The organism is Glutamicibacter sp. NPDC090743 (assembly GCF_044769125.1).
Taxonomy (GTDB): Bacteria; Actinomycetota; Actinomycetes; order Actinomycetales; family Micrococcaceae; genus Glutamicibacter.
The window spans coordinates 281350-302382 of sequence record NZ_JBIVXE010000004.1 but is presented as its reverse complement, the minus strand read 5'-3'; the positions used below and the strand labels follow the sequence as shown (position 1 = coordinate 302382).

Sequence of the window (21033 nt, the reverse complement as noted above, 5' to 3'; positions counted from 1 at the left end):
CCCCGTGGAAATAATTTTGCTGATTCTCGCCCTTGTTTTCATGGCCTTCTCGGCCGTGCTGACTGCCGCAGACTCAGCCTTCTACGCATTATCCCGGCACGCTGCTGAACGCCTGCGCGCCGAGTCCAATTCCAAATCGCTGTCCGCAATTCTGGATGAAACAGAAACCCACGCCCAGGCAGTGAAGTTCTGGCGGATCTGGTTCGAGACCGCTTCCGCTGTCGCTGTAGCCCTGCTCGTTTCGCAGTGGATCGAGAATGTGTGGCTGATCGGCATGATCTCCACTATTGCGATGGCCGCCCTGGGATTCGTCCTGGTCAGCGTGTCGCCACGTCGCTACGGGCGTTCCAACGCCCAGAACGTCGTGCAGTCCACCGCCACCCTGGTCCGCTTCCTGCGCCTGGTTCTCGGACCCATCACCACGTGGTTGGCATCCATCGCCAAGGCACTGAGCCCCGGCGGTGTGGATGGAGACGGCTACCTGGGCAAGGAACGACTGCGTGATCTGGTGGATCGCGCCTCCGAAGGCGAGGACCTGGATGAGGAATCGGCGGAACTGATCTCCTCGGTGATCGACTTGGAGGAGACCAGCGTTCGTTCGGTGATGGTGCCGCGCACCGACATGGTGGTGCTGGATGCGGATCATTCCTTCCACAGCGCCATGGACCTGTTCATCGCCTCGGGCTTCTCCCGCATCCCGCTGATCGGCGAGGACACCGATGATATCCAGGGCATCATCTACCTCAAGGACCTGATCCGCGAGATCCACGGCCTGCAGCAGGCCCGGACCCTGGCCGAATTGGCGCGAAAGGTCCGCTTTGTTCCCGAATCGAAGTCGGCAGCAGAGCTGATGCAGGAACTGCAGAAGGAATCCATCCACCTGGCCATCGTCATCGACGAGTACGGCGGCACCGCGGGCCTGGTGACCCTGGAAGACCTGCTTGAGGAAATCGTTGGCGAAATCGATGACGAGTATGATCGTTCGAGGGCCGAATTGATCCAGAACCCTGACGGGTCGATTTTCGCCGTGGCGGCGGCATCCATTGACGATATTGCCGACCACTTCGACATGCACATCGAGGAAGAGGACGTCGACACCGTCGGCGGCCTGCTCTCCAAGGCCTTGGAATCGGTGCCGGTACTCGGTTCCACCGCTGAAGTGCACGGCCTGCGCCTGACCGTGGTAGCCCTCGCGGGCCGCCGCAACCGTATCGGCAAAATCCATGTAGAGCGTCTGGAAACAGATGCATCCGACCATATTGAGAACGACGAGGATTCCTCACATGAGTGAAAACCACAACCTGCTTGCATCCAGCGGATGGCCTGAGGGCTTCCGCTCCGGCTTCACCTCTTTCGTAGGCCGCCCGAATGCCGGCAAGTCCACCCTGACCAATGCGCTGGTAGGCCAGAAGGTGGCCATCACCTCGGCCAAGCCGCAGACTACCCGCCACACCATCCGCGGTATCGTGCACCGCGAGGATGCGCAGTTGATCCTGGTCGATACCCCGGGCCTGCACCGTCCGCGCACCTTGCTCGGCCAGCGCCTGAATGACCTGGTCGCCGACACCCTCTCCGAGGTGGACGCGATCGGCTTCTGCATCCCGGCCAATGAGAAGATCGGCCCGGGCGACCGCTACATCGCCACGCAGCTGGCTCAGCTGCAGCGCAAGCCGATCATCGCCCTGGTCACCAAGGCTGACCTGGTGGACCGCGAACAGCTCGCGCAGCAGCTGGTTGCGGTGGCCGAGATGGGTACCCAGAACTTCGGCGAGAACGGCTTCGCCGCAATCGTTCCGGTCTCGGCTGTCAAGGAATTCCAGGTCGAAGAGGTGGCCAACGTGCTGGCAGAGCACCTGCCAGTGGGCCCGCCGCTGTACCCGGACGGCGAGCTGACCGACGAGCCGGAAGCCAAGATGGTTTCCGAGCTGATTCGCGAAGCCGCCCTGGAAGGCGTGCGCGACGAACTGCCGCACTCGCTGGCCGTCGTCGTTGAAGAGATGGTTTCCCGCGAAGGACGCAGCGAAAGCAATCCGCTGATCGACATCCACGTCTCGCTCTTCGTTGAGCGCTCCAGCCAGAAGGCCATCATCATTGGCCGTGGCGGTTCGCGCCTGCGAGAGGTCGGCACCAACGCCCGCCAGGGCATCGAGAAGCTGCTGGGCACCAAGGTCTATCTGGACCTGCATGTGAAGGTTGCCAAGGATTGGCAGCGCGACCCGAAGCAGCTTGGACGTCTCGGCTTCTAGGCTGCGCACTTCAGCGCTGGAAAATGCGTAGCTCGTCCCTCAAGACCAGACCGGTCTTGGGGGACGAGCTGGTTAACCGGCTGCTTGGCCCGCACTCTGGATCTCCCGGGCCAGCCTTTCCGCGGGAGAAACGCCAGTACGCAGCCCATGGGTTCCAGCGCCGATGCGGATCGTCTCCATCCATGGACCTCCCTGGCGCTTAGCTCCATGAGCCCCATTGTTCGCCTGCTTGGGCATCCTGTCCGCCGCCTTGCGCAAGGCGGACGTCCACTATGTGACACGCAAGTGACATAAGTTTCACTTGCCTCCAAAGCGCGGTGCTATGCTCATTTCGTGCATTTCGAGCTTCTACTACTACTTAGCCGCTGCGAGGATCCAAAGGACCGCTAGTGGTCTACAGGCCGACCCCTCGTCGCGGAGTAGCTCTTGTCTGGCCCCACAAACTAAGCACTAATTTTGTCTAGGGGACCCACAGAAATGCAGAACATGCAGAAATCTTCGAACATGCCAATCCACAAGTATGTTCCATTCCAGGACCAGATCGAGGTCAATCTGCCCGATCGCACCTGGCCCGACAAGTACATCACCAAGGCCCCGCGCTGGTGCGCGGTCGACCTGCGAGATGGCAATCAGGCGCTGATCGATCCGATGAGCCCGGAGCGCAAGCACAAGATGTTCGACCTGCTGGTCGAAATGGGCTTCAAGGAAATCGAGGTCGGCTTCCCATCGGCTTCGCAGACCGACTTCGACTTTGTCCGCCAGCTGATCGAGCGCGGCATTCCCGATGACGTGACCATCCAGGTGCTCACCCAGTCCCGCGAGCACCTGATCGAGCGCACCTACGAAGCGCTGGAAGGCGCCAAGCAGGCCATTGTCCACCTGTACAACTCCACCTCGATCCTGCAGCGCGAAGTCGTCTTCCGCCAGGACGAAGACGGCATCGTGGACATCGCCGTCCAGGGCGCCCGGTTGTGCAAGAAGTACGAAGAGCAGCTGACCGGCACCAAAATCACCTACGAGTACTCGCCAGAGTCCTACACCGGGACCGAGCGGGCCTTCGCCAAGCGCATTTCCGAGGCCGTAGCCGAGGTCCTGGAAGCGACCCCGGAGAACAAGATGATCCTGAACCTGCCGGCCACGGTGGAAATGGCTACCCCGAATGTGTACGCCGACTCCATCGAGTGGATGCACCGCAACCTGGCCAACCGCGATTCGATCATTCTCTCGCTGCACCCGCACAACGACCGCGGCACCGGAGTGGCCGCGGCCGAACTGGGCTACCTGGCCGGCGCCGACCGCATCGAAGGCTGCCTGTTCGGCAACGGCGAACGCACCGGCAACGTCGACCTGGTGACCTTGGGCATGAACATGTTCGGCCAGGGCATCGACCCACAGATCGATTTCTCGGACATGGACCACATCCGCCGCACCGTCGAGTACTGCAACCAGCTGCCAGTGGCTGAACGCAGCCCGTACGGTGGAGATCTGGTCTTCACCGCCTTCTCCGGTTCGCACCAGGACGCAATCAAGAAGGGCCTGGAAGCGATGGAAGCCAAGGCTTCGGCTGAAGGCAAGGACATCAACGACCTGGTCTGGGCTGTTCCGTACCTGCCGATCGACCCGAAGGACATCGGCCGTTCCTACGAGGCCGTGATCCGCGTGAACTCGCAGTCCGGCAAGGGCGGGGTTGCTTACCTGCTGAAGAACGACTACAACTTGGACCTGCCGCGCCGCGCGCAGATCGAGTTCTCCGGCGTCATCCAGCGCAAGACCGATACCGAGGGCGGCGAGATCTCCTCGCAGCGCATCTGGGACGTTTTCCAGGATGAGTACCTGCCGGTCAGCGAAGATTCGGGCATGAACCCCTGGGGCTACTACCAGATTGCTTCGGCGACCGCGGCTTCGGCGGAGGACGGAAGCTTCCGCCTGGATACCAAGCTGATCATCGACGGCGTGGCCCATGAGCGCAGCGCCCAGGGTAACGGTCCGGTCTCCGCGCTGGTCAAGCTGCTCAACGATGATGGCGTGGATCTGCGCGTGCTGGACTACTCCGAGCACGCCATGAGCGAAGGTGGCAACGCCCGTGCAGCCGCATTCGTCGAATGCGCCGTGGGCGATCGCATCCTGTGGGGCATTGGCCTGGACACCAACACCAACATTGCAGCACTGAAGGCCGTAGTTTCGGCCGTCAACCGCGCAATCCGCGACAGCAAGTAGGTCTGCGGCACCACCTCGTTGCCAGCTCGACGCCACGGCCAGCCTCACCACGCTGGCCGTGGCGTTTTGCCTTCTCGGTACTGCCAGGGCGGCTGGCAAGCAAGCGCCGACGAAGAAAAGGAACTGGCTACTGCGTCGCTGTCGGCGTTCCCGCTGAATTCAAATCAAGAGACGCCTTGAACCCCATTTCCTCGGGCCCGGTAGATGCCGGATTGCTCCTGCAGCTACCGCGCCCAGGGACGAATCGACACCCATAGGAATCGATGGATTCAGAGTTTTGGGAGTGAAGTGGGAGAATATTGTCCGTGTCCAGATCAGGTTTCGCCTCCAAGAGCTACCACACCCGTGGTTTGGTCTTGCGTACCCACAAGCTGGGAGAAGCCGATCGCATCATCACCCTGCTGACGCCCAATGGGATTGTCCGTGCCGTGGCGAAAGGCGTACGCCGGACCTCGTCGAGGATGGGTGCCACGCTGGAACCGTTCATGGAAGTCGACGCGCTTCTGGTGATGGGCCGCAATCTTGATATCGTCTCGCAGGCACAGCTTCGAAATCCTTACGGCCAATTGCTGGTCATGGATTACCCGAGCTACACGGTGGCCAACGCCATGTCGGAGATCGCTGAAAAATTGCTGGAAACAGAAAGCGATTCGGCCCTCAAGCAATATCAGCTCTTCCACGGTGCGATCGCCCTGTTATCCAAGCAGCGAGTCGATTCCGGAGCCGTGCTGGACTCCTACATCTTGCGGGCCCTCTCGGTTGCTGGTTGGGCGCCGTCCTTTACCGACTGCGTGCGCTGCGGCAAGCCTGGCCCGCATCAAGCGCTCCACGTCCAGCTTGGCGGCGTCGTCTGCCCCGAATGCCGTCCCTCTGGATCGTTATCGCCGCACCCCGTCACCATTGAATATCTGCAGGCGCTGCTGGAAGGGGACTGGTCCACCGTGGCAGAAGCAGGACCTCGAGCGCGCAAGCAAGCTGCAGATATCGTGGCCAACTACTTGCAGTGGCACCTTGAGCGTGCCGTGAATTCCCTACGTCTTGTGGAGAGAAATTGAAGAAGCTTCCTAAGATCACCGGCCGCCGAGGCCCAGTCGCTCCTTATGCGCATCCGGATCATCCGCAGATGCCCGCCATTCCGCAGGAACTCATCCCTGAACACGTAGCTATCGTCATGGATGGCAATGGACGTTGGGCGAACCAGCGGGGATTGCCTCGTACCGAGGGGCACCGTGCAGGCGAAGCAGCTTTGCTTGATGTGGTGGCCGGAGCCGTGGAGCTGGGCGTCAAGTACGTCTCTGTCTACGCGTTCTCAACCGAGAACTGGAAGCGCAGCCCTGAGGAAGTGCGCTTCCTGATGGGCTTCTCACGTGATGTTCTGCGCCGCCAACGCGATACGTTGAACTCTTGGGGCGTCCGCATACGCTGGTCGGGGCGAGAACCCAAACTCTGGAAATCGGTTATCAATGAACTCAAGGAAGCCGAAGAACTCACCAAAGACAACCTGGGTTGCCAGCTGACCATGTGCGTGAACTACGGCGGGCGCGCGGAACTAGGCGACGCTGTCAGCGCGATTGCCCGGGATGTTGCAGCCGGCAGGCTTCGCGCTAGCTCGGTTGGCGAAAAGACTATCGCCAAATACCTGCATGCTCCGGAACTGCCTGATGTGGATCTTTTCCTCCGAACCAGTGGCGAGCAACGCACAAGCAACTTCCTGCTGTGGCAGTCGGCATACGCAGAGATGGTCTTCCTCGACCAGCTTTGGCCGGATGTCGACCGGCGAACGCTGTTTACCGCCGTAGAAGAATATGCCAAGCGCGATCGCCGTTACGGCGGAGCTATCGACAAGCCACAGGCCTAGGACGTTTTCAGCGTTGTTCCCACCAATCGCAACCAGAGGCTTAGATCTCGATATGCTGCGGATCTGGCGGGTTCAGCGGAGGTGAATACATCGTGCATTGCGCCAGGAATTTCGGACAAGGTAACGAAACTGCCTAGTTTCAACGCCCGCAAGCGCGTTTGCTGAACGTCGAGTACCGAATCGCAGTGCTGCATGTCAGGGGAGTAGCTCGTGCCGATATGGGTGCGATCCGAGGTGAGGACGAAGATCGGCTGTTGAAGTTTCAGCCCCTTCGCAACTAGGGCATGGCCATCAAATATCGTTTTCAGCCATCCCGCGGTGTTCGGAAAAGCGATCCGTGGTCGCCATAGCCGATGAACGTCCCACTGGCCATGGCTATCAGTACTTAGCGATTGCCAGTAATGATCGAATTCTGGTCCGTTGAGCTTCCTGCGCGGATTCGTGCGGGTGATCGCTTCCATAAGGCCGTGAAAAGGAATGCGCAGGAAGGCCGTTCCCTGAAACTCAAGCCATGGAGCATTCAGGACCAGAGCTTTAATGCCCGGCGCTTGGCGCGCAAGCCACAAGCTCAGGATCAAGCCGCCCGTCGAGTGCCCCTGGGCTACTACCGGTAATTGAGGATGCTCGTTACGCAGCAGTTCCAAGCTCGCATTGAGCTCCTCATCGAAGTCCGCCAAGTCTTCGACGTAACCAGGCAAAGCATGTTCGGCTCTCAGACTGCGTCCATGCCTGCGTAGATCAAGTGCGTAGAAGTGGTATCCATGGTGATGCCAGAAAGCTGCCAGTTCGCGGTTGTAAAAATAATCGCTCCAGCCATGCACGCTCAGAACAATTCCCTGGGCTCGTCGTCCGAGCCGATTCCTGAATCCAGCCGGGCGATAGCGGACCAAGGTCGCGACGGCCGGTCCTTCCGCATCGACGCCGAAATCCAAGGTTTGGTGCTCAAAATCAGGCCCGAGGGGATCTTCAACCCATTGCCCCGGCCTAGTTGAAGACATAAAGTCTGGCCAACTGGTGCTTTCTGGAACAACGAAGTGCTTCATATCTTGAATACTACCCATCTCAAGTTGTCTGTTTCGGGTTCTTCACGGGAAAATGGTTCCATGCGCATATACCCACTGGTCTTCAAGCACGTGTTCACCAAGATGGATCCTGAGCAGGCTCACCATTTTGCATTCAACGCGATCAAGATTGCGCAACGCGCAGGGCTCACTAAGGCAGCTCGCAAGTTCTTCGCTCCGGTACCCAAGCTGAAGCGCACCGTTATGGGCATCGACTTCCCGTCCCCATTCGGATTGGCTGCTGGCTTCGACAAGGGCGCCACCGGAATCCTGGCGTTGAGCGACATCGGTTTTGGCCATGTTGAAATCGGAACCGTCACCGGACAGGCCCAGTCCGGCAACCCGCAACCGCGGCTCTTCCGCTTGGTTGAGGACCGCGCGGTAATCAACCGGATGGGCTTCAACAACGAAGGCGCCGAAACTGTCGCTGCCCGTGTCGCCAGTTCTCGCCAAGAGCTCAAGGCTGGTTACGCTGGAACCCGCCCGGTCATCGGCGTGAATATCGGCAAGACCAAGGTCGTAGAGCTGGAAGACGCGGTAGGGGATTACCTCGCGTCCACCCGCCAGCTGGCGATCCACGCAGATTATCTGGTCGTCAATGTTTCGAGCCCCAACACCCCGGGTCTGCGCCTGCTCCAGAGCGTTGATTCTCTTCGTCCGCTGCTTTCGGAAGTCGGCCAGTTGGCTGACAAGGTTGCCGGCCGCCATATTCCGTTGCTGGTCAAGATTGCTCCCGATCTTAGCGATGAGGATGTCGCTGACGTTGCACGCTTGGCCATGGAACTTGAACTCGACGGCATTATTGCCACCAATACGACCATCGGTCGCGAGAACTTGACCAGCGATGCGTCCAAGGTTGAAGAGATTGGCGCCGGCGGGCTATCTGGCGCTCCGCTCAAGCAGCGATCGCTTGAAGTTCTTCGCCAGTTGCGTTCACTCGTTCCGGCCGATATGGCTCTGATCGCCGTCGGCGGCGTGGAAAATGCAGCGGATGTGAAGGAACGCCTGGACGCAGGCGCTGACCTGGTACAGGGTTACACCGCATTCCTCTACGAGGGTCCGTTCTGGGCACGTTCGATCAATAAGGACCTGGAGCGCATGCTCTAGTTCTTTGGAGTGGAATGTCCCAAATGCTCCGGTATGGCTCCGATTCGCGAAGAGTCGGAGCCATTCCGCGTTAACTGGGCCCATCTTCTGCGTACGTTCTTCCTGCAACAGCTTTGAACGCAACTTGGATCAGGAGACTAGGAGAGGGCAGCCGCGCTAGGGGAGAACGTGGCAATAGCGGTTGCCGACCGGGATGAATCCTTGTATCTGAGCCAACAAGGCCGCATGCTGCGAGCACGGACAGTGACTGGCAGAAATGCGTCGCGGCAACGATATTCCTATCGCAGAATCTGCATCAACTTGTACTTGGCTCCACAAACTTTGAACATTGTTATTCAATCAAGCAATTAACTAGAAAGGGGCAAGCTCAGCGAGCTTGCCCCTTTGCGGTCTAGCGGTATCGACTAGTCGATATTTGCGCCGCGCTTGACCTGTGGCTTTGGCAGGCGCAATTTGCGGAACTGCATTCCACGCATTGCCGCGTACATGCGTACGCCCTTTTCCATGTGGCCGAACTTGGCGACCAGGCGCTTCTTCAAGAGGATGGTCGTCACAATTGCTTCGATGATGATCAGTGCGATAACAACCCAGAGGGCTGCCTGCACAAACATCTGGATCTGCAGGTTGCGCTGGAACACCAGCGAGACAACCAAGAAGGCCAGGATGATGAACATCATGTACTCGCCGAACATCCAGCGAGAGTCAATGAAGTTACGGGTGTAGCGCTTCTGCTCACCCTTGTCGCGTGGCATCAGGTAGCGTTCATCGCCAGTTTCGTTGGCTAAGCGCAAACGATTCTGCGCTTCAACACGCTGTTGACGCTGGGCTTCCTTAGCGGCCTTGCGATCGGTAGGAACCAACGGGCGCTGACGGTTCGCCTGCTGCGCATTGCGCTTGGGCGTTGGACCAGTCTTGCGGCCGTCGGTTGTTTCCGGGGCCTGCTGGGCAGACTCCACATTTACGGGGGATTGAGGTTCATCCTTCTTACGTCCAAACACCCCTCTATTCTAGCCGGAAATAGTTAGCGGCGTGACATTCGATACGCGAGGAATTGCTAGGCTGAAGGCATGACCGAAAATACTACCTTCGACGCTGTTGCAAGCGGCGTCGATATTGCCGCTCTAAAAAGCCACATCGAAACGAACTTCGAGAAGATCCTCGAAGAGCTCACTTCCCTGGTCGCGATCCCGAGCATCGCATGGGAATCCTTCGACCCGCAGAACCTGGAAAAATCGGCTGCGGCAGTGGCCGAATTGGCCAAGTCGGCCGGGATGGAGACCGTGGAAATCCTGCGCGAGCCTGCGCAGAACGGCGCTATGGGCGCACCTGCCGTGGTAGCCCAGCGCAAGGCGGCACCCGGAAAGCCAACCGTGCTGCTGTATGCACACCACGACGTCCAGCCTCCGGGCAACGAGGCGGACTGGAAAACCCCGGTATTCGAAGCCACGAAGGTAGGGGACCGGCTGTTCGGCCGCGGTGCCGCTGACGACAAGGCCGGCATCATGGTCCACATCGCGGCGATGCGCGCCGTGCTGGACCTCATTGGCGATTTCGGCGTCGGCGTGACCTACTTCTTCGAGGGGGAGGAGGAAGCCGGATCCCCATCATTCCGCAACTTCCTCGAAGCCCATCAGGACAAGTTGGCAGCAGATGTGATCGTAGTTGCCGACTCGTCCAACTGGTCGGTTGGAACCCCAGCACTGACCAGCTCGCTGCGCGGCATGTGCGCAGCGGAGATCACCGTCCGCTCGTTGAACCATGCAGTTCACTCGGGCATGTTTGGCGGACCAGTTCTCGATGGCCCGATCCTCGCCGCCAAGTTGATCTCCAGCTTCCACAACGAGGACGGTTCTGTTGCCGTGGCCGGCCTGGTTGCCAACGACATCGCTGAAGTCGACTTCGACGAAGCCGAATTCCGCAGGGACTCCGGCGTTCTGGAATCCTTCCAGCTTGCCGGCACCGGCAAGATCACCGACCGCTTGTGGAATAAACCAGCACTGAGCGTGATTGGAATGGATATCCCGAGTGTCGACCACTCGTCGAATACCTTGCTGCCGGCAACGCGTTTCAAGGTATCGATGCGCCTGGCCCCAGGGCAGAATCCTGCAGATGCGCTCAAGGCCCTTGAAGCACACGTCAAAAGCGTTGACCTTCGCGGCGCCGAGGTTGAATTTGTCGCCACCGAAGCAGGCAACGCCTACAAGGCGAACCTGGACGCTTCGGCAAATGACACCGCGCGCTGGGCGCTTGAACAAGCTTGGGGCGTTGTACCAGTGAATATGGGCCTGGGTGGATCAATTCCATTCATCGCAGATTTACTGGAAGTTTTCCCGAAGGCGCAGATCCTGGTGACCGGTGTCGAGGATCCCGATTCGCGTGCGCACTCGGCCAACGAGTCGCTGCATCTAGGCGACTTCCAGCACGCAATTGAGGCTGAAGCCCTCATGCTGGCGAGGATCAACGCCAAGGGACTATGAACCGTGTCATACGGAGAGACGCAGGGGAAGAATTCTTCAGCGTAGCGACGTAGGATAGAAGCAAGAACAGAGGTGCCGGTTCCAGTAACAAATCTGGAGCTTGGTGCCGCATCGAGCAGTATGGGAGGAAAATCATGACTGCATCTGTTGACCAGACCAAGGGCGATCCAACTGAGGTGCCAACCCATGAGGTGGAGATTTCCGACGTGGCGGCGGACAAGGTTCGCTCGCTTCTGGAACAGGAAGGCCGGGATGATCTTCGTCTCCGCATCGCCGTGCAGCCAGGTGGCTGCTCGGGCCTTATCTACCAGCTTTACTTCGATGAGCGCATGCTCGACGGCGACGCGGTACGCAACTTCGATGGCGTTGAGGTCATCGTTGACAAGATGAGCGTCCCGTACCTCGCTGGCGCGTCCATTGATTTCGAGGACACCATCTCGAAGCAGGGCTTCACCATCGACAACCCGGCCGCATCGGGTTCCTGCGCCTGTGGAGATTCCTTCCACTAGGCCGTAGGGAACAAACGCCGCTGTTCAAACGTTGAAGAAATTTCTCGTTAGCACAGCGGCGTTTTTCGGCATTCTGACCCCAAAGAGGGTAAGCTCTACATTAAGTAGTAAAACTATGTTTCCCTTCGTGAGCCACCTCACCGTGCAACTCGTTTAAACCACGAGGTGACTTATGAAGACCACATTCTGCACCAACAAAGAGGAAGGGCCGTCTGTGAGTTCGCAAGACCGAACCGGCAGTCGCGGGTCCGCTAAAGCCAAAGTACTGGCTTTAGTCGGCACTGGCGCATTGCTGTTGACGGGATGTACAGCGGAGGCAAAACGCGGTTGGCTCCCAAACGTGGAGCGCGACACCACCAACCACACCGGGGCAATCCAGGATTTCTGGGTTAACTCGTGGATCGCTGTTATTGTCGTCGGCGTATTGACCTGGGGATTGATGCTCTGGTGCGTCATCGCCTACCGCCGCCGCAAGAACGATACGGGTTACCCGCGTCAGCTGAGCTACAACCTGCCATTGGAGATCTTCTACACGGCCATTCCTTTGGTCCTTGTTCTAGTCTTCTTTAGCTTCAACAACACCCTGGAAAAGCAGATCAACGCCCCTGTTGATTCTGAGGTCGTAGTCGATGTCCGAGCCAAGCAATGGTCTTGGGACTTCAACTACAGCTACCAGGGCACCGAGAAGTATTACGCCGGCGAACAGGCTCACCTGAACACCGATGGCTCGGAAGGCGTTCGCGAAGAACTGCCAACCCTGTACCTGCCAGCGGGCAAGTCGGTAACCCTTGAGCTGAATAGCCGCGATGTCATCCACTCCTTCTGGGTACCAGCCTTCTTGCAGAAGCTGGACATGATCCCAGGCAAGACCAACTACATCTACCTGACTCCACAGGTTGAAGGCAGCTACGACGGAAAGTGCGCCGAGCTTTGCGGCGAGTACCACTCCGAGATGCTCTTCAACGTCGAGGTTGTCAATGAGTCCGAGTTCAAGGCTCAGCTGGCAAAGATGGAAGATGGACATATTGGTGAAGAGTACGACCGTAAGCCAGATGTTGTTAACGGCGTCGTAGTAGAGCACGGGGAAGGAGAGTAATCATGACAACGTTTGAATATGCAACTGACGACGTGAAGTCGATTGCTCCAGCCGTAGTGCCGAAGTCCAAGGGTCGTCTGTTCGTCGACTACATTACTTCGACCGACCACAAGAAGATCGGGTACATGTACCTGATCAGCTCGTTCATCCTGTTCTGTGTCGGTGGCGTTATGGCGCTGCTGATTCGTGCAGAGCTGTTCGAACCAGGCATGCAGATCCTGCAGACCAAGGAACAGTACAACCAGCTGTTCACCATGCACGGCACTGTCATGCTCTTGATGTTCGCAACCCCGCTGTTCGCAGGTTTCGCCAACGTCATGATGCCCCTGCAGATCGGTTCCCCGGATGTGGCCTTCCCACGTCTGAATGCATTGGCTTTCTGGTTCTTCTCGCTGGGCTCGCTGATCGCTCTGGCCGGCTACCTCACCCCCCAGGGTGCAGCTAGCTTCGGTTGGTTCGCTTACGCTCCGCTGTCGAACACCACCTTCTCGCCAGGAATCGGCGGAGACCTCTGGGTCTTCGGCCTTGCACTGTCGGGCTTCGGTACCATCCTAGGCGCCGTCAACTTCATTACCACGATCATCTGCCTGCGTGCACCTGGCATGACCATGTGGCGCATGTCGATCTTCTCGTGGAACACCTTGATCACCTCGTTGCTGGTCCTGATGGCTTTCCCGCCACTGGCAGCTGCGCTGTTCGCACTGGGTGCAGACCGCCGCTTCGGTGCCCACATCTTCGATCCAGAGAATGGCGGTGCCGTACTATGGCAGCACCTGTTCTGGTTCTTCGGGCACCCTGAGGTCTACATCATTGCTTTGCCGTTCTTCGGCATCGTCTCCGAGATCTTCCCAGTGTTCTCCCGCAAGCCGATCTTCGGCTACAAGGGCCTGGTCTTCGCGACCATCTCGATTGCTGCACTGTCGGTTTCCGTGTGGGCACACCACATGTACGTCACTGGCTCGGTAATGCTGCCGTTCTTCGGCTTCATGACCATGCTGATCGCAGTTCCAACCGGTGTGAAGTTCTTCAACTGGATCGGAACCCTGTGGCGCGGCTCGATCACCTTCGAAACCCCAATGCTCTGGAGCATGGGCTTCATGATCACCTTCCTGTTCGGCGGTCTGACCGGTATTATCCTGTCGGCTCCGTCGCTGGACTTCCACGTATCGGATACCTACTTCGTTGTGGCTCACTTCCACTACGTAGTCTTCGGTACCGTTGTGTTCGCGATGTTCGCTGGCTTCTACTTCTGGTGGCCGAAGTGGACCGGCAAGATGCTCAACGAGCGTCTTGGCAAGATTCACTTCTGGTTGCTGTTCATCGGCTTCCACGGCACCTTCCTGATCCAGCACTGGCTGGGCGTTATGGGCATGCCACGTCGCTACGCCGACTACATGCCTGAAGATGGCTTCACCACCATGAACCAGGTTTCGACCGTCTTCGCATTCATTCTGGGTGCGTCGATGATTCCATTCTTCTGGAACGTGTGGGTTACCCACCGTAACGCCAAGAAGGTCGAAGTAGATGATCCATGGGGCTTCGGCGCATCGCTGGAATGGGCAACTTCTTGCCCTCCACCACGCCACAACTTCCACTCGATCCCTCGCATCCGTTCCGAGCGTCCGGCACTGGATCTGCACCACCCGGAACTGAGTGGACGGGTAACCCCCGAAACTCCGGTTGCGAAGATCTTCGGCTCGGCTGACCAGAAGGACGTGTAACGATGAAAGTTGAATCCTGGATTTTCCTGGGTGGCGTCTTCTTCTTCACCCCAGTAGCGATTGTCTACGGTTACATGACCAACTGGAGCGAATGGGTCGGATTCCTGGCATTGCTGATGCTGGTCGCATTGTCCGCGATGGTAGGTGGCTACTTGCTATTCACCGCTAAGCGCGTTGGCAACAGGCCCGAGGACCGCGTGGATGGCGAAATCCACGAGAACGCCGGCGATATCGGAATGTTCTCCCCATGGAGCTGGTGGCCACTGGTCCTGGCTTCGGCTGCAGCGATTGGCTTCCTTGGCCTCGCTGTGGGCTGGTGGGTCTTCTTCATCGGCGCCGGTTTGGCCGTCGTTGGCGTGACCGGCTGGGTTTACGAATACAGCCGTGGCGATCACGCTCACTAGGCAGTAACCCTAACGGGACGACAAGCAATTTTGCTTGTCGTCCCGTTAGTCTTTTAATAGGGGTTCCTCGATGGCGATAGGCCGTCAGGATATTTGGATCAAGGAGAAGCAGCATGCGCCACGCACCGCAGCCACATGTCCAGGCGCACCTTGATCCGGCCAGCCGGCAAAGCAAGTACCGGCAAATCCGAGAGATTCTCAAGACCCATGCGCGCGAGGCGTGCAAACCCGGCTACAAGCTTCCGCCCGAACGCGTGCTGGCAGAGCACTTCGGCGTGGCCCGCAAGACCATCCGCCAAGCCATCGATGCCTTGGTGGATGAACAAGTGCTCAAACGCGTGGTGGGAATCGGCACGTTCGTCGTGCCCGAAAAATTGGACCTTCGTGTCCGCCTGCATTCCTACTCCGAAGATATGATGCGCCGCGGCATGGTTCCCGATGCCCATGTACTCGAATTCGCGGAGATTAAAGCCAGCGCCACCTTGGCTTCGCAGCTGATGGTGGAGGAGGGTACTGCCGTAGTCCAGTTCAAGCGCCTGCTGCTGGCCGATGGCACCCCCATGAGCCTGGACGAGAACTATATGCCTGCCGATCTCGTGCCTGGCTTTGTGGATGGCGAGCCGCCGTCAAAGCTCTATCAGGCATTGCACGAGCGCTATGGCATCTTGCTCGAATGGGGTGAGGACCAGGTGGAAAGCACTGCGGCGAGCAAGCGGCAAGCCGTGCTCCTGGGCGTAGAACCAGGCTTCCCGCTCCTGCAGATCACCCGGTATGCCTACATCGGCGATCGGCTAGCCGACTACTCGGTCTCGCTCTACCGCTCAGACCGCTACAAGCTCTTCGTGCCGTTGCAGCGAGTGGGCACACGCACGCCTCGCTACACCGACACTTTCTAGGGCTGGCATAGCCATGCGGCCGGCTGCTTCGATTCCAACGCGCAAGTGCCAAGCACCCCCCGTCAACCATCCCCAAGGATGCCATATCTGCCGTTCAAAATGGTTCCGGGCATCAACTACTGAATAAGCACTCCCGCAGCCTGGTCCGCCGGTATGGAGCTATAGCAGGAGCAAGCAGGTCTCCCGCACACGGAAGAAGATCGCGGCGCAAGCTCAAAGCCGCTTCAAGGCAGCAGGACATGGAATGTCGACGGAAGTTGAAAAGTGGACACTCCAGCCGCCCTGTCCAGTGGGAAACCATCCACACTAGTGCGATAGGCCGCAGCGAAGATCCAATATATCCCTAGATCACACAGTCCTGGTTGCAGCGAGATTCTGCCATCCGGTCGATGCGTCCAGAGCTATTCCGTCATCCAATTCAAACGATTCTGAAGCAGGACTGGAGGGCATGGTGCCTGCCGGGCGTTCTTTCTGGCAGGGGAGCAGCATTGGAAGAACGCCCTGGCCATCGGCTCGACCATGCCGAGAGCCAAAACGGGAGTCGAAACTGCTGCATCCGAAGTCTTGGCGAACGTGATTGCGCAACTGAGCTCGTCCCCAGTCTGGAGAGCCTTCGCTGGAAAGACAAATGCACTGAGCAGCTCTCCGCTCCGGTTCGGCCCGGGACGATTCCGGGCAGCTGCACCTGTCGCAACTGGCATTGGCGTGCCGCATTCGATTCCAGCCAATCCGGAATGGCTGCACTGCAGGCCGGCAGTAGCATTCAGCCCCGAACGGCATTTCTGACTGAAGTGCCAAACAGGATGGCCAATTCTTCTCCGCACTGGGGAGCGCAGCTCGATACGCGGCTAGGGGAGCAGTATCGGACTTTCCACCCTGAGCACCCGGCAGTGCCAGATGCCGTTCTAAGCCACTGGAATCTCGATGGGCGTCCACCATGCGTCTTCGGAGCGCTCACCCGGCGCTAGGCTCACTGGGACCCCTGGGAAAGCCGGGTTAACGAAAGGAGGGACACACCTTGCGGTGTGTCCCTCCTTTTGTGACTAACTCAGGTCGCTATTACTTGGCGATCGAGTCCTGCGTGTCACCCTCAACCTCATGGTGGCCGTGGGCTGCATGAGCAGCTTCCAGCTCCGATGGGGTTACCGGGGCGACGCGATCTTCGAAGAAGAACTTCGAGATTGCTGCACGACGCTTCTCCGAACCGGAGACGTGTCCTGCTGCGTCAGGCTGAGCCGGGATGTACTGGCGATCAACGTAGTTGGTCAGCAGGTAACGCTTGTAGACGTCGACTTCCTCGTGCTTCTCCGAGAAGCCGCCCTCAGGCGACATCTGGATGATGCCAGCTTCGCGGCCATGCAGGACGATCTCGCGATCCTTGCGCTGCAGCGACAGGCAGATACGGCGAGTCAACCAGAAGGCGAAGATTGGGCCCAGGAAGAACAGCGTACGCAGCCAGTAGGTGACATCGTTCAGCGACACGTGGAAGTGGGTCGCGATCAAGTCCGAGGAAGCAGCAGCCCACATGACGCAGTAGAAGACTACGCCGGCAGCGCCCACTGCAGTTCGGAATGGAGCGTTGCGTGGACGGTCGAGCAGGTGGTGCTCGCGGTTGTCCTTGGTGATCCAGCGTTCGATCCACGGCCATGCGAACATCACTGCGAACAGTGCGCCTGCAGGAACCAGTGCTGGCAGCAGTACCGACATCACCAGGGTGTTATCGCCCCATGGGAATGGAATGATCCATTCGAAGCTGAAGTTGCCCAGGTAACCTGGCATCAAGCGCAGCGCGCCATCGACGAAACCGATGTACCAGTCCGGCTGGGTACCAGCCGAAACAGGGGATGGGTCATATGGACCGTAGTTCCATACCGGGTTGATCTGGAACAGGCCAGCAATGAATGCCACGATGCCGAAGACGATGAAGAAGAATCCACCGGCCTTGGCTGCGTATACCGGACCAACCGGGAAGCCAACAACGTTGTCGTTGGTGCGGCCTGGGCCAGGGTACTGGGTGTGCTTGTGGGTCACGACCATGAACAGGTGCACAACGATCAGCAAGATGATGACCGCAGGAACAATCATGATGTGCAACGAGTACAGTCGCGGAATCACGGTATCGCCAGGGAACTCGCCGCCGAAGAAGAACATCGACAGGTAGGTGCCGACGATCGGCAGTGCCTTCATGACGCCATCGATAATGCGCAGGCCGTTACCGGACAGCAGATCATCAGGCAGGGAGTAGCCGGTGAAGCCGGCAGCAAGACCCATGATCAGCAGCACGCCGCCGACAACCCAGTTCAGTTCACGTGGGCGACGGAATGCGCCGGTGAAGAATACGCGCAGCATGTGCACGGACAGGGAAGCGACGAACAGCAGTGCCGACCAGTGGTGTACCTGTCGCATGAACAGGCCGCCGCGCACGTCGAAGGAGATATCCATGGTCGATGCCATAGCCGTCGACATGCCGATACCCTTCATCGGTACGTACGAGCCGTCGTAGACGACGTGAGCCATCGACGGATCGAAGAAGAAGGTCAGGAAGGTGCCCGAGAGCAGCAGCAGTACGAAGGTGTACATTGCCACTTCGCCGAACATGAACGACCAGTGGTCCGGGAAGATCTTGCGACCGAATTCCTTGACCATGCCCGAAGCGCCGACGCGGGAATCCACGAAGTTGGCGATGCGACCGGTAGCGGTCGATGCCTGGTATTCGTTAGTTGTCGTCATGATTAACCACGCTCCCAGTAGGACGGGCCAACTGGTTCGTGGAAGTCACTCTGAGCTACCAGGTAGCCCTCGGAGTCCACGGTAATTGGCAGCTGTGGCAGTGCGTGGCCAGCTGGGCCGAAGATGACCTTGCATTCCTGCGTCAGGTCGAAGGTCGACTGGTGGCAAGGGCACAGCAAGTGGTGGGTGTGCTGCTCGTACAGAGCAATCGGGCAACCCACGTGGGTGCAAATCTTGGAGTATGCGACGATGCCGTCGACGTTCCAGGTTTCGCGTCCCTCGGAGATCTGCATTTCTGCTGGATCCATGCGCATCAGCAGAACGACGGCCTTGGCCTTTTCGTTCAGCGGGTGCTCGGTCTCGTTGAGGCCTTCTGGGATCACGTGGAATGCGGAACCGATCTGCACATCCGAAGCCTTGATCGGGGTACCGGATGGGTCGCGGGTCAGACGGATGCCCTTGTCCCACATGGTGTGGCGCAGGGAATCGATCATCTCGTTCGCGGTGTTACCGGTGCGATCCAGATCGCGGAACATGAAGATTGCTGGGATTGGCGCCAAGGCGATGGCACCGATCAGGGTATTGCGGATCAGCGGACGACGCTTGATGCCGGACTCTTCGAGCACGGTATCGATGATTTCGACGGCATCCTGGCGATCTTCTTCCGAGCGGATCTCGTGGCGCATTTCCATGAGCTCGTGATCCGGCATCAGGGTCTTGGCCCAGTGAACAATACCCACACCGATACCGAGCATCGCGAAAGCGGTGCCCAGTCCCAGTGCAGCGTTCTGCACACGCAGTTCAGCGAAGGTCATCTCGCCCAGGTGGCCCAGGACGAAGTAGGCCACGAAGAAGAAGAGCGTGCCGATGATGGAGATGGTAAATAGGAGCGCTACTTGACGCTCATGTCGCTTGGCTGCGCGCGGATCGCGGTCTGCGAGACGCGGACGATGGGGTGGTAAGCCCGGATCTGGGAATCGATCCTGAGCTACATCGTCAGCCTTAGCAACGGTGCCCGAGTTTTCGGGACTGCCGTGACTATGGTCGCCCATGTTTCTCTCTCATCCTTCTGTTAGGAATTTATGTACGTAGTGATGGTTACGGCCGAGGCCGCGGGTTTGCCTTAGGAAGGACGCGAGGTCAACCAAATGGTGAAGGCAATGATGATACCAAGACCTGCGGTCCAGGTGAACAGGCCTTCAGCAACTGGACCCAGGGAGCCCAGGGCTGCACCGCCAGCGGAACCATTTGCTTCAATGGTCTTCAGGAAGGTGATAACGTCACGCTTCTCTTCTGGGGTGATGTTCGAGTCGTTGAACACTGGCATGTTCTGTGGGCCGGTAGCCATCGCTTCGTAGATGTGCTTCTCGGATACACCGGTCAGGGTTGGTGCGAACTTGCCGCGGGTCAACGCGCCACCGGCAGCAGCCGCGTTGTGGCACATTGCGCAGTTCACACGGAAGACGGTGCCACCGTGGGCGGCGTCGCCCTGGGTGGTATCCAAGTATTCCTCATCAGGGATCGCTGGGCCTGCACCCAGGCTTGCAACATACGCTGCCAGCTGGGAGATCTGCTCGTCGTCGAACTGTACTGGCTTGACCTGGGCCTGCGGGCCCTGCATCTGCATCGGCATACGGCCGGTGCCGACCTGGAAGTCAACAGAAGCCGCGCCAACGCCGATCAGCGATGGACCGGAGTCAGAGCCTTCGGCATTCATGCCGTGGCAAGTAGCGCAGTTGGCGACGAAAAGCTTCTGACCTTCTTCTACATCGGCCTGCGATGCAGAAGTGGTCTCAGCTGCCTTCGCTTCGCTGATGTTACCGGCTGCAGTGTAAAGACTGCCGGTAATCAGCAATCCGAACAGAAGCAGGGCCACAGCGGCGAGCGGGTGGCGGCGCTTTTTCGAAAGAGCCTTCACTTGCTGGTTCCTCACTTAGTTTCTTTGGTGTGGTGTTGCCGTACTTCTTGTTGAGGCAACTAATGAATTTAAGTTGCTACTTCAAGAAGTAGATGATCGCGAACAGGGCGATCCAAACAACGTCAACGAAGTGCCAGTAGTAGGACACGACGATGGAGCCGGTTGCTTCGAAGTGACCAAACTTCTTAGCCAGCATCGCACGACCAATGATCAGCAAGAATGCAATCAGACCACCAGCGACGTGAATGCCGTGGAAGCCGGTCGTAATGTAGAAGGCCGAAGCGTAGGAGTTCGAGTCGAATGCCACGCCCTCGCTAACGAGGACAGCGTATTCGTAGGCCTGAACCGAAACGAAGATCGCGCCAAGGATGAAGGTAAGAATGAACCATTCAATCATTCCCCATTCCTTGAAGTTGAAAAGCCCACCGGAACGGCGAGGCTTGAATTCTTCGGCACGGAACACGCCTAGCTGGCACGAGAACGAGCTGGACACCAGGATGATGGTGTTAACCAGCGCGAACGGTACGTTGAGCTTGGCAGTTTCAGTCGCCCATAGTTCGGGCGCGGCAGCCCGGAGGCTGAAGTACATGGCGAAGAGGGCGGCGAAGAACATGAGCTCGCTGGAGAGCCACACCATCGTTCCCACCGACACCATGTTTGGGCGGTTCGGCGCATGTGGCGCCGTCGTATTTGGGGCATGAGTCGCAGTTGTCACACTGACATTATGTCTCTAAATGCCCCTCAGATACCAATGCAAAAGCGGGTTGGCAGAGGTTTGTTGCGCCACATCTTG

At 58.6% G+C, this 21033-nt stretch carries 18 protein-coding genes; 12 read left to right on the top strand and 6 right to left on the bottom strand.

What is annotated here, in order from left to right:
- Positions 1-4 precede the first annotated feature (4 nt).
- From ACIQTS_RS10170 to ACIQTS_RS10150, 5 genes are all read left to right on the top strand, one after another.
- The gene (locus ACIQTS_RS10170) at positions 5-1291 is read left to right on the top strand and encodes a hemolysin family protein (protein ID WP_402473152.1); all 1287 of its coding nucleotides are present in this window, start codon (positions 5-7) and stop codon (positions 1289-1291) included.
- Complete coding sequence (era, locus tag ACIQTS_RS10165; RefSeq protein WP_402473149.1) at positions 1284-2246, top strand: GTPase Era; 963 nt, start codon at positions 1284-1286, stop codon at positions 2244-2246. The genes ACIQTS_RS10170 and era overlap by 8 nt, the downstream gene beginning before the upstream one ends.
- 477 nt (positions 2247-2723) lie before the next feature.
- A complete protein-coding gene (gene leuA / locus ACIQTS_RS10160; RefSeq protein ID WP_402473147.1) occupies positions 2724-4463 on the top strand; it encodes a 2-isopropylmalate synthase in 1740 nt (579 codons plus the stop codon).
- Positions 4464-4768: 305 nt separating this feature from the next.
- Complete coding sequence (gene recO / locus ACIQTS_RS10155) at positions 4769-5518, top strand: DNA repair protein RecO (protein WP_402473144.1); 750 nt, start codon at positions 4769-4771, stop codon at positions 5516-5518.
- Entirely contained in the window at positions 5515-6321 is an 807-nt protein-coding gene (locus ACIQTS_RS10150; RefSeq protein ID WP_402473142.1) for an isoprenyl transferase, read from the top strand. The genes recO and ACIQTS_RS10150 overlap by 4 nt, the downstream gene beginning before the upstream one ends.
- Here ACIQTS_RS10150 and ACIQTS_RS10145 read toward each other — a convergent pair.
- On the bottom strand, positions 6318-7364 hold the full coding sequence (locus ACIQTS_RS10145; RefSeq protein ID WP_402473141.1) for an alpha/beta hydrolase: 1047 nt from the start codon (positions 7362-7364) through the stop codon (positions 6318-6320). The two genes, ACIQTS_RS10150 and ACIQTS_RS10145, sit on opposite strands and share 4 nt — an antisense overlap.
- 60 nt (positions 7365-7424) lie before the next feature.
- Between ACIQTS_RS10145 and ACIQTS_RS10140 the strand changes: the two genes are divergently transcribed.
- Positions 7425-8489, top strand: a complete 1065-nt coding sequence (locus tag ACIQTS_RS10140) for a quinone-dependent dihydroorotate dehydrogenase (RefSeq protein ID WP_402473138.1) — start codon at positions 7425-7427, stop codon at positions 8487-8489.
- Positions 8490-8893: 404 nt separating this feature from the next.
- Here ACIQTS_RS10140 and ACIQTS_RS10135 read toward each other — a convergent pair whose 3' ends face one another.
- Positions 8894-9487, bottom strand: a complete 594-nt coding sequence (locus ACIQTS_RS10135) for a DUF3043 domain-containing protein (RefSeq protein WP_402473136.1) — start codon at positions 9485-9487, stop codon at positions 8894-8896.
- Between the two features lie 69 nt (positions 9488-9556).
- Here ACIQTS_RS10135 and ACIQTS_RS10130 point away from each other — a divergent pair, with 69 nt between their 5' ends.
- From ACIQTS_RS10130 to ACIQTS_RS10105, 6 genes are all read left to right on the top strand, one after another.
- A complete protein-coding gene (locus ACIQTS_RS10130; protein WP_402473133.1) occupies positions 9557-10966 on the top strand; it encodes a dipeptidase in 1410 nt (469 codons plus the stop codon).
- Positions 10967-11100: 134 nt separating this feature from the next.
- Positions 11101-11475 (top strand): iron-sulfur cluster assembly accessory protein, encoded by a 375-nt coding sequence (locus ACIQTS_RS10125; RefSeq protein WP_105658344.1) that lies wholly within the window; start codon positions 11101-11103, stop codon positions 11473-11475.
- A gap of 172 nt (positions 11476-11647) precedes the next feature.
- Complete coding sequence (coxB, locus tag ACIQTS_RS10120) at positions 11648-12571, top strand: cytochrome c oxidase subunit II (protein WP_286134304.1); 924 nt, start codon at positions 11648-11650, stop codon at positions 12569-12571.
- A gap of 2 nt (positions 12572-12573) precedes the next feature.
- On the top strand, positions 12574-14292 hold the full coding sequence (gene ctaD / locus ACIQTS_RS10115; RefSeq protein ID WP_105658346.1) for a cytochrome c oxidase subunit I: 1719 nt from the start codon (positions 12574-12576) through the stop codon (positions 14290-14292).
- Between the two features lie 2 nt (positions 14293-14294).
- The gene (locus ACIQTS_RS10110; RefSeq protein WP_105658347.1) at positions 14295-14696 is read left to right on the top strand and encodes a cytochrome c oxidase subunit 4; all 402 of its coding nucleotides are present in this window, start codon (positions 14295-14297) and stop codon (positions 14694-14696) included.
- 113 nt (positions 14697-14809) lie between these two features.
- Positions 14810-15592, top strand: a complete 783-nt coding sequence (locus ACIQTS_RS10105; protein ID WP_105658348.1) for a GntR family transcriptional regulator — start codon at positions 14810-14812, stop codon at positions 15590-15592.
- A 1059-nt stretch (positions 15593-16651) separates the two neighbouring features.
- On the opposite strand, the gene ACIQTS_RS10100 is transcribed toward ACIQTS_RS10105, so the two are convergent.
- From ACIQTS_RS10100 to ACIQTS_RS10085, 4 genes are all read right to left on the bottom strand, one after another.
- Positions 16652-18322 carry a ubiquinol-cytochrome c reductase cytochrome b subunit gene (locus tag ACIQTS_RS10100; RefSeq protein WP_105658350.1) on the bottom strand — a complete coding sequence of 557 codons (1671 nt, stop codon included), beginning with the start codon at positions 18320-18322 and terminating at the stop codon, positions 16652-16654.
- A gap of 2 nt (positions 18323-18324) precedes the next feature.
- Complete coding sequence (locus tag ACIQTS_RS10095; protein ID WP_105658351.1) at positions 18325-19374, bottom strand: ubiquinol-cytochrome c reductase iron-sulfur subunit; 1050 nt, start codon at positions 19372-19374, stop codon at positions 18325-18327.
- Between the two features lie 71 nt (positions 19375-19445).
- Positions 19446-20240, bottom strand: a complete 795-nt coding sequence (locus ACIQTS_RS10090) for a cytochrome c (protein ID WP_105658352.1) — start codon at positions 20238-20240, stop codon at positions 19446-19448.
- 76 nt (positions 20241-20316) lie between these two features.
- Entirely contained in the window at positions 20317-20955 is a 639-nt protein-coding gene (locus ACIQTS_RS10085) for a heme-copper oxidase subunit III (protein ID WP_105658353.1), read from the bottom strand.
- Positions 20956-21033: the final 78 nt, after the last annotated feature.

Bases quoted from the DNA above. Each gene is read 5' to 3' on its own strand.
- era (WP_402473149.1), top strand. From the start codon at position 1,284: ATGAGTGAAAACCACAACCTGCTTGCATCCAGCGGATGGCCTGAGGGC.
- leuA (WP_402473147.1), top strand. From the start codon at position 2,724: ATGCAGAACATGCAGAAATCTTCGAACATGCCAATCCACAAGTATGTT.
- ACIQTS_RS10145 (WP_402473141.1), bottom strand. From the start codon at position 7,364: ATGAAGCACTTCGTTGTTCCAGAAAGCACCAGTTGGCCAGACTTTATG.
- ACIQTS_RS10140 (WP_402473138.1), top strand. From the start codon at position 7,425: ATGCGCATATACCCACTGGTCTTCAAGCACGTGTTCACCAAGATGGAT.
- ACIQTS_RS10130 (WP_402473133.1), top strand. From the start codon at position 9,557: ATGACCGAAAATACTACCTTCGACGCTGTTGCAAGCGGCGTCGATATT.
- ACIQTS_RS10125 (WP_105658344.1), top strand. From the start codon at position 11,101: ATGACTGCATCTGTTGACCAGACCAAGGGCGATCCAACTGAGGTGCCA.
- coxB (WP_286134304.1), top strand. From the start codon at position 11,648: ATGAAGACCACATTCTGCACCAACAAAGAGGAAGGGCCGTCTGTGAGT.
- ctaD (WP_105658346.1), top strand. From the start codon at position 12,574: ATGACAACGTTTGAATATGCAACTGACGACGTGAAGTCGATTGCTCCA.
- ACIQTS_RS10110 (WP_105658347.1), top strand. From the start codon at position 14,295: ATGAAAGTTGAATCCTGGATTTTCCTGGGTGGCGTCTTCTTCTTCACC.
- ACIQTS_RS10105 (WP_105658348.1), top strand. From the start codon at position 14,810: ATGCGCCACGCACCGCAGCCACATGTCCAGGCGCACCTTGATCCGGCC.
- ACIQTS_RS10100 (WP_105658350.1), bottom strand. From the start codon at position 18,322: ATGACGACAACTAACGAATACCAGGCATCGACCGCTACCGGTCGCATC.
- ACIQTS_RS10095 (WP_105658351.1), bottom strand. From the start codon at position 19,374: ATGGGCGACCATAGTCACGGCAGTCCCGAAAACTCGGGCACCGTTGCT.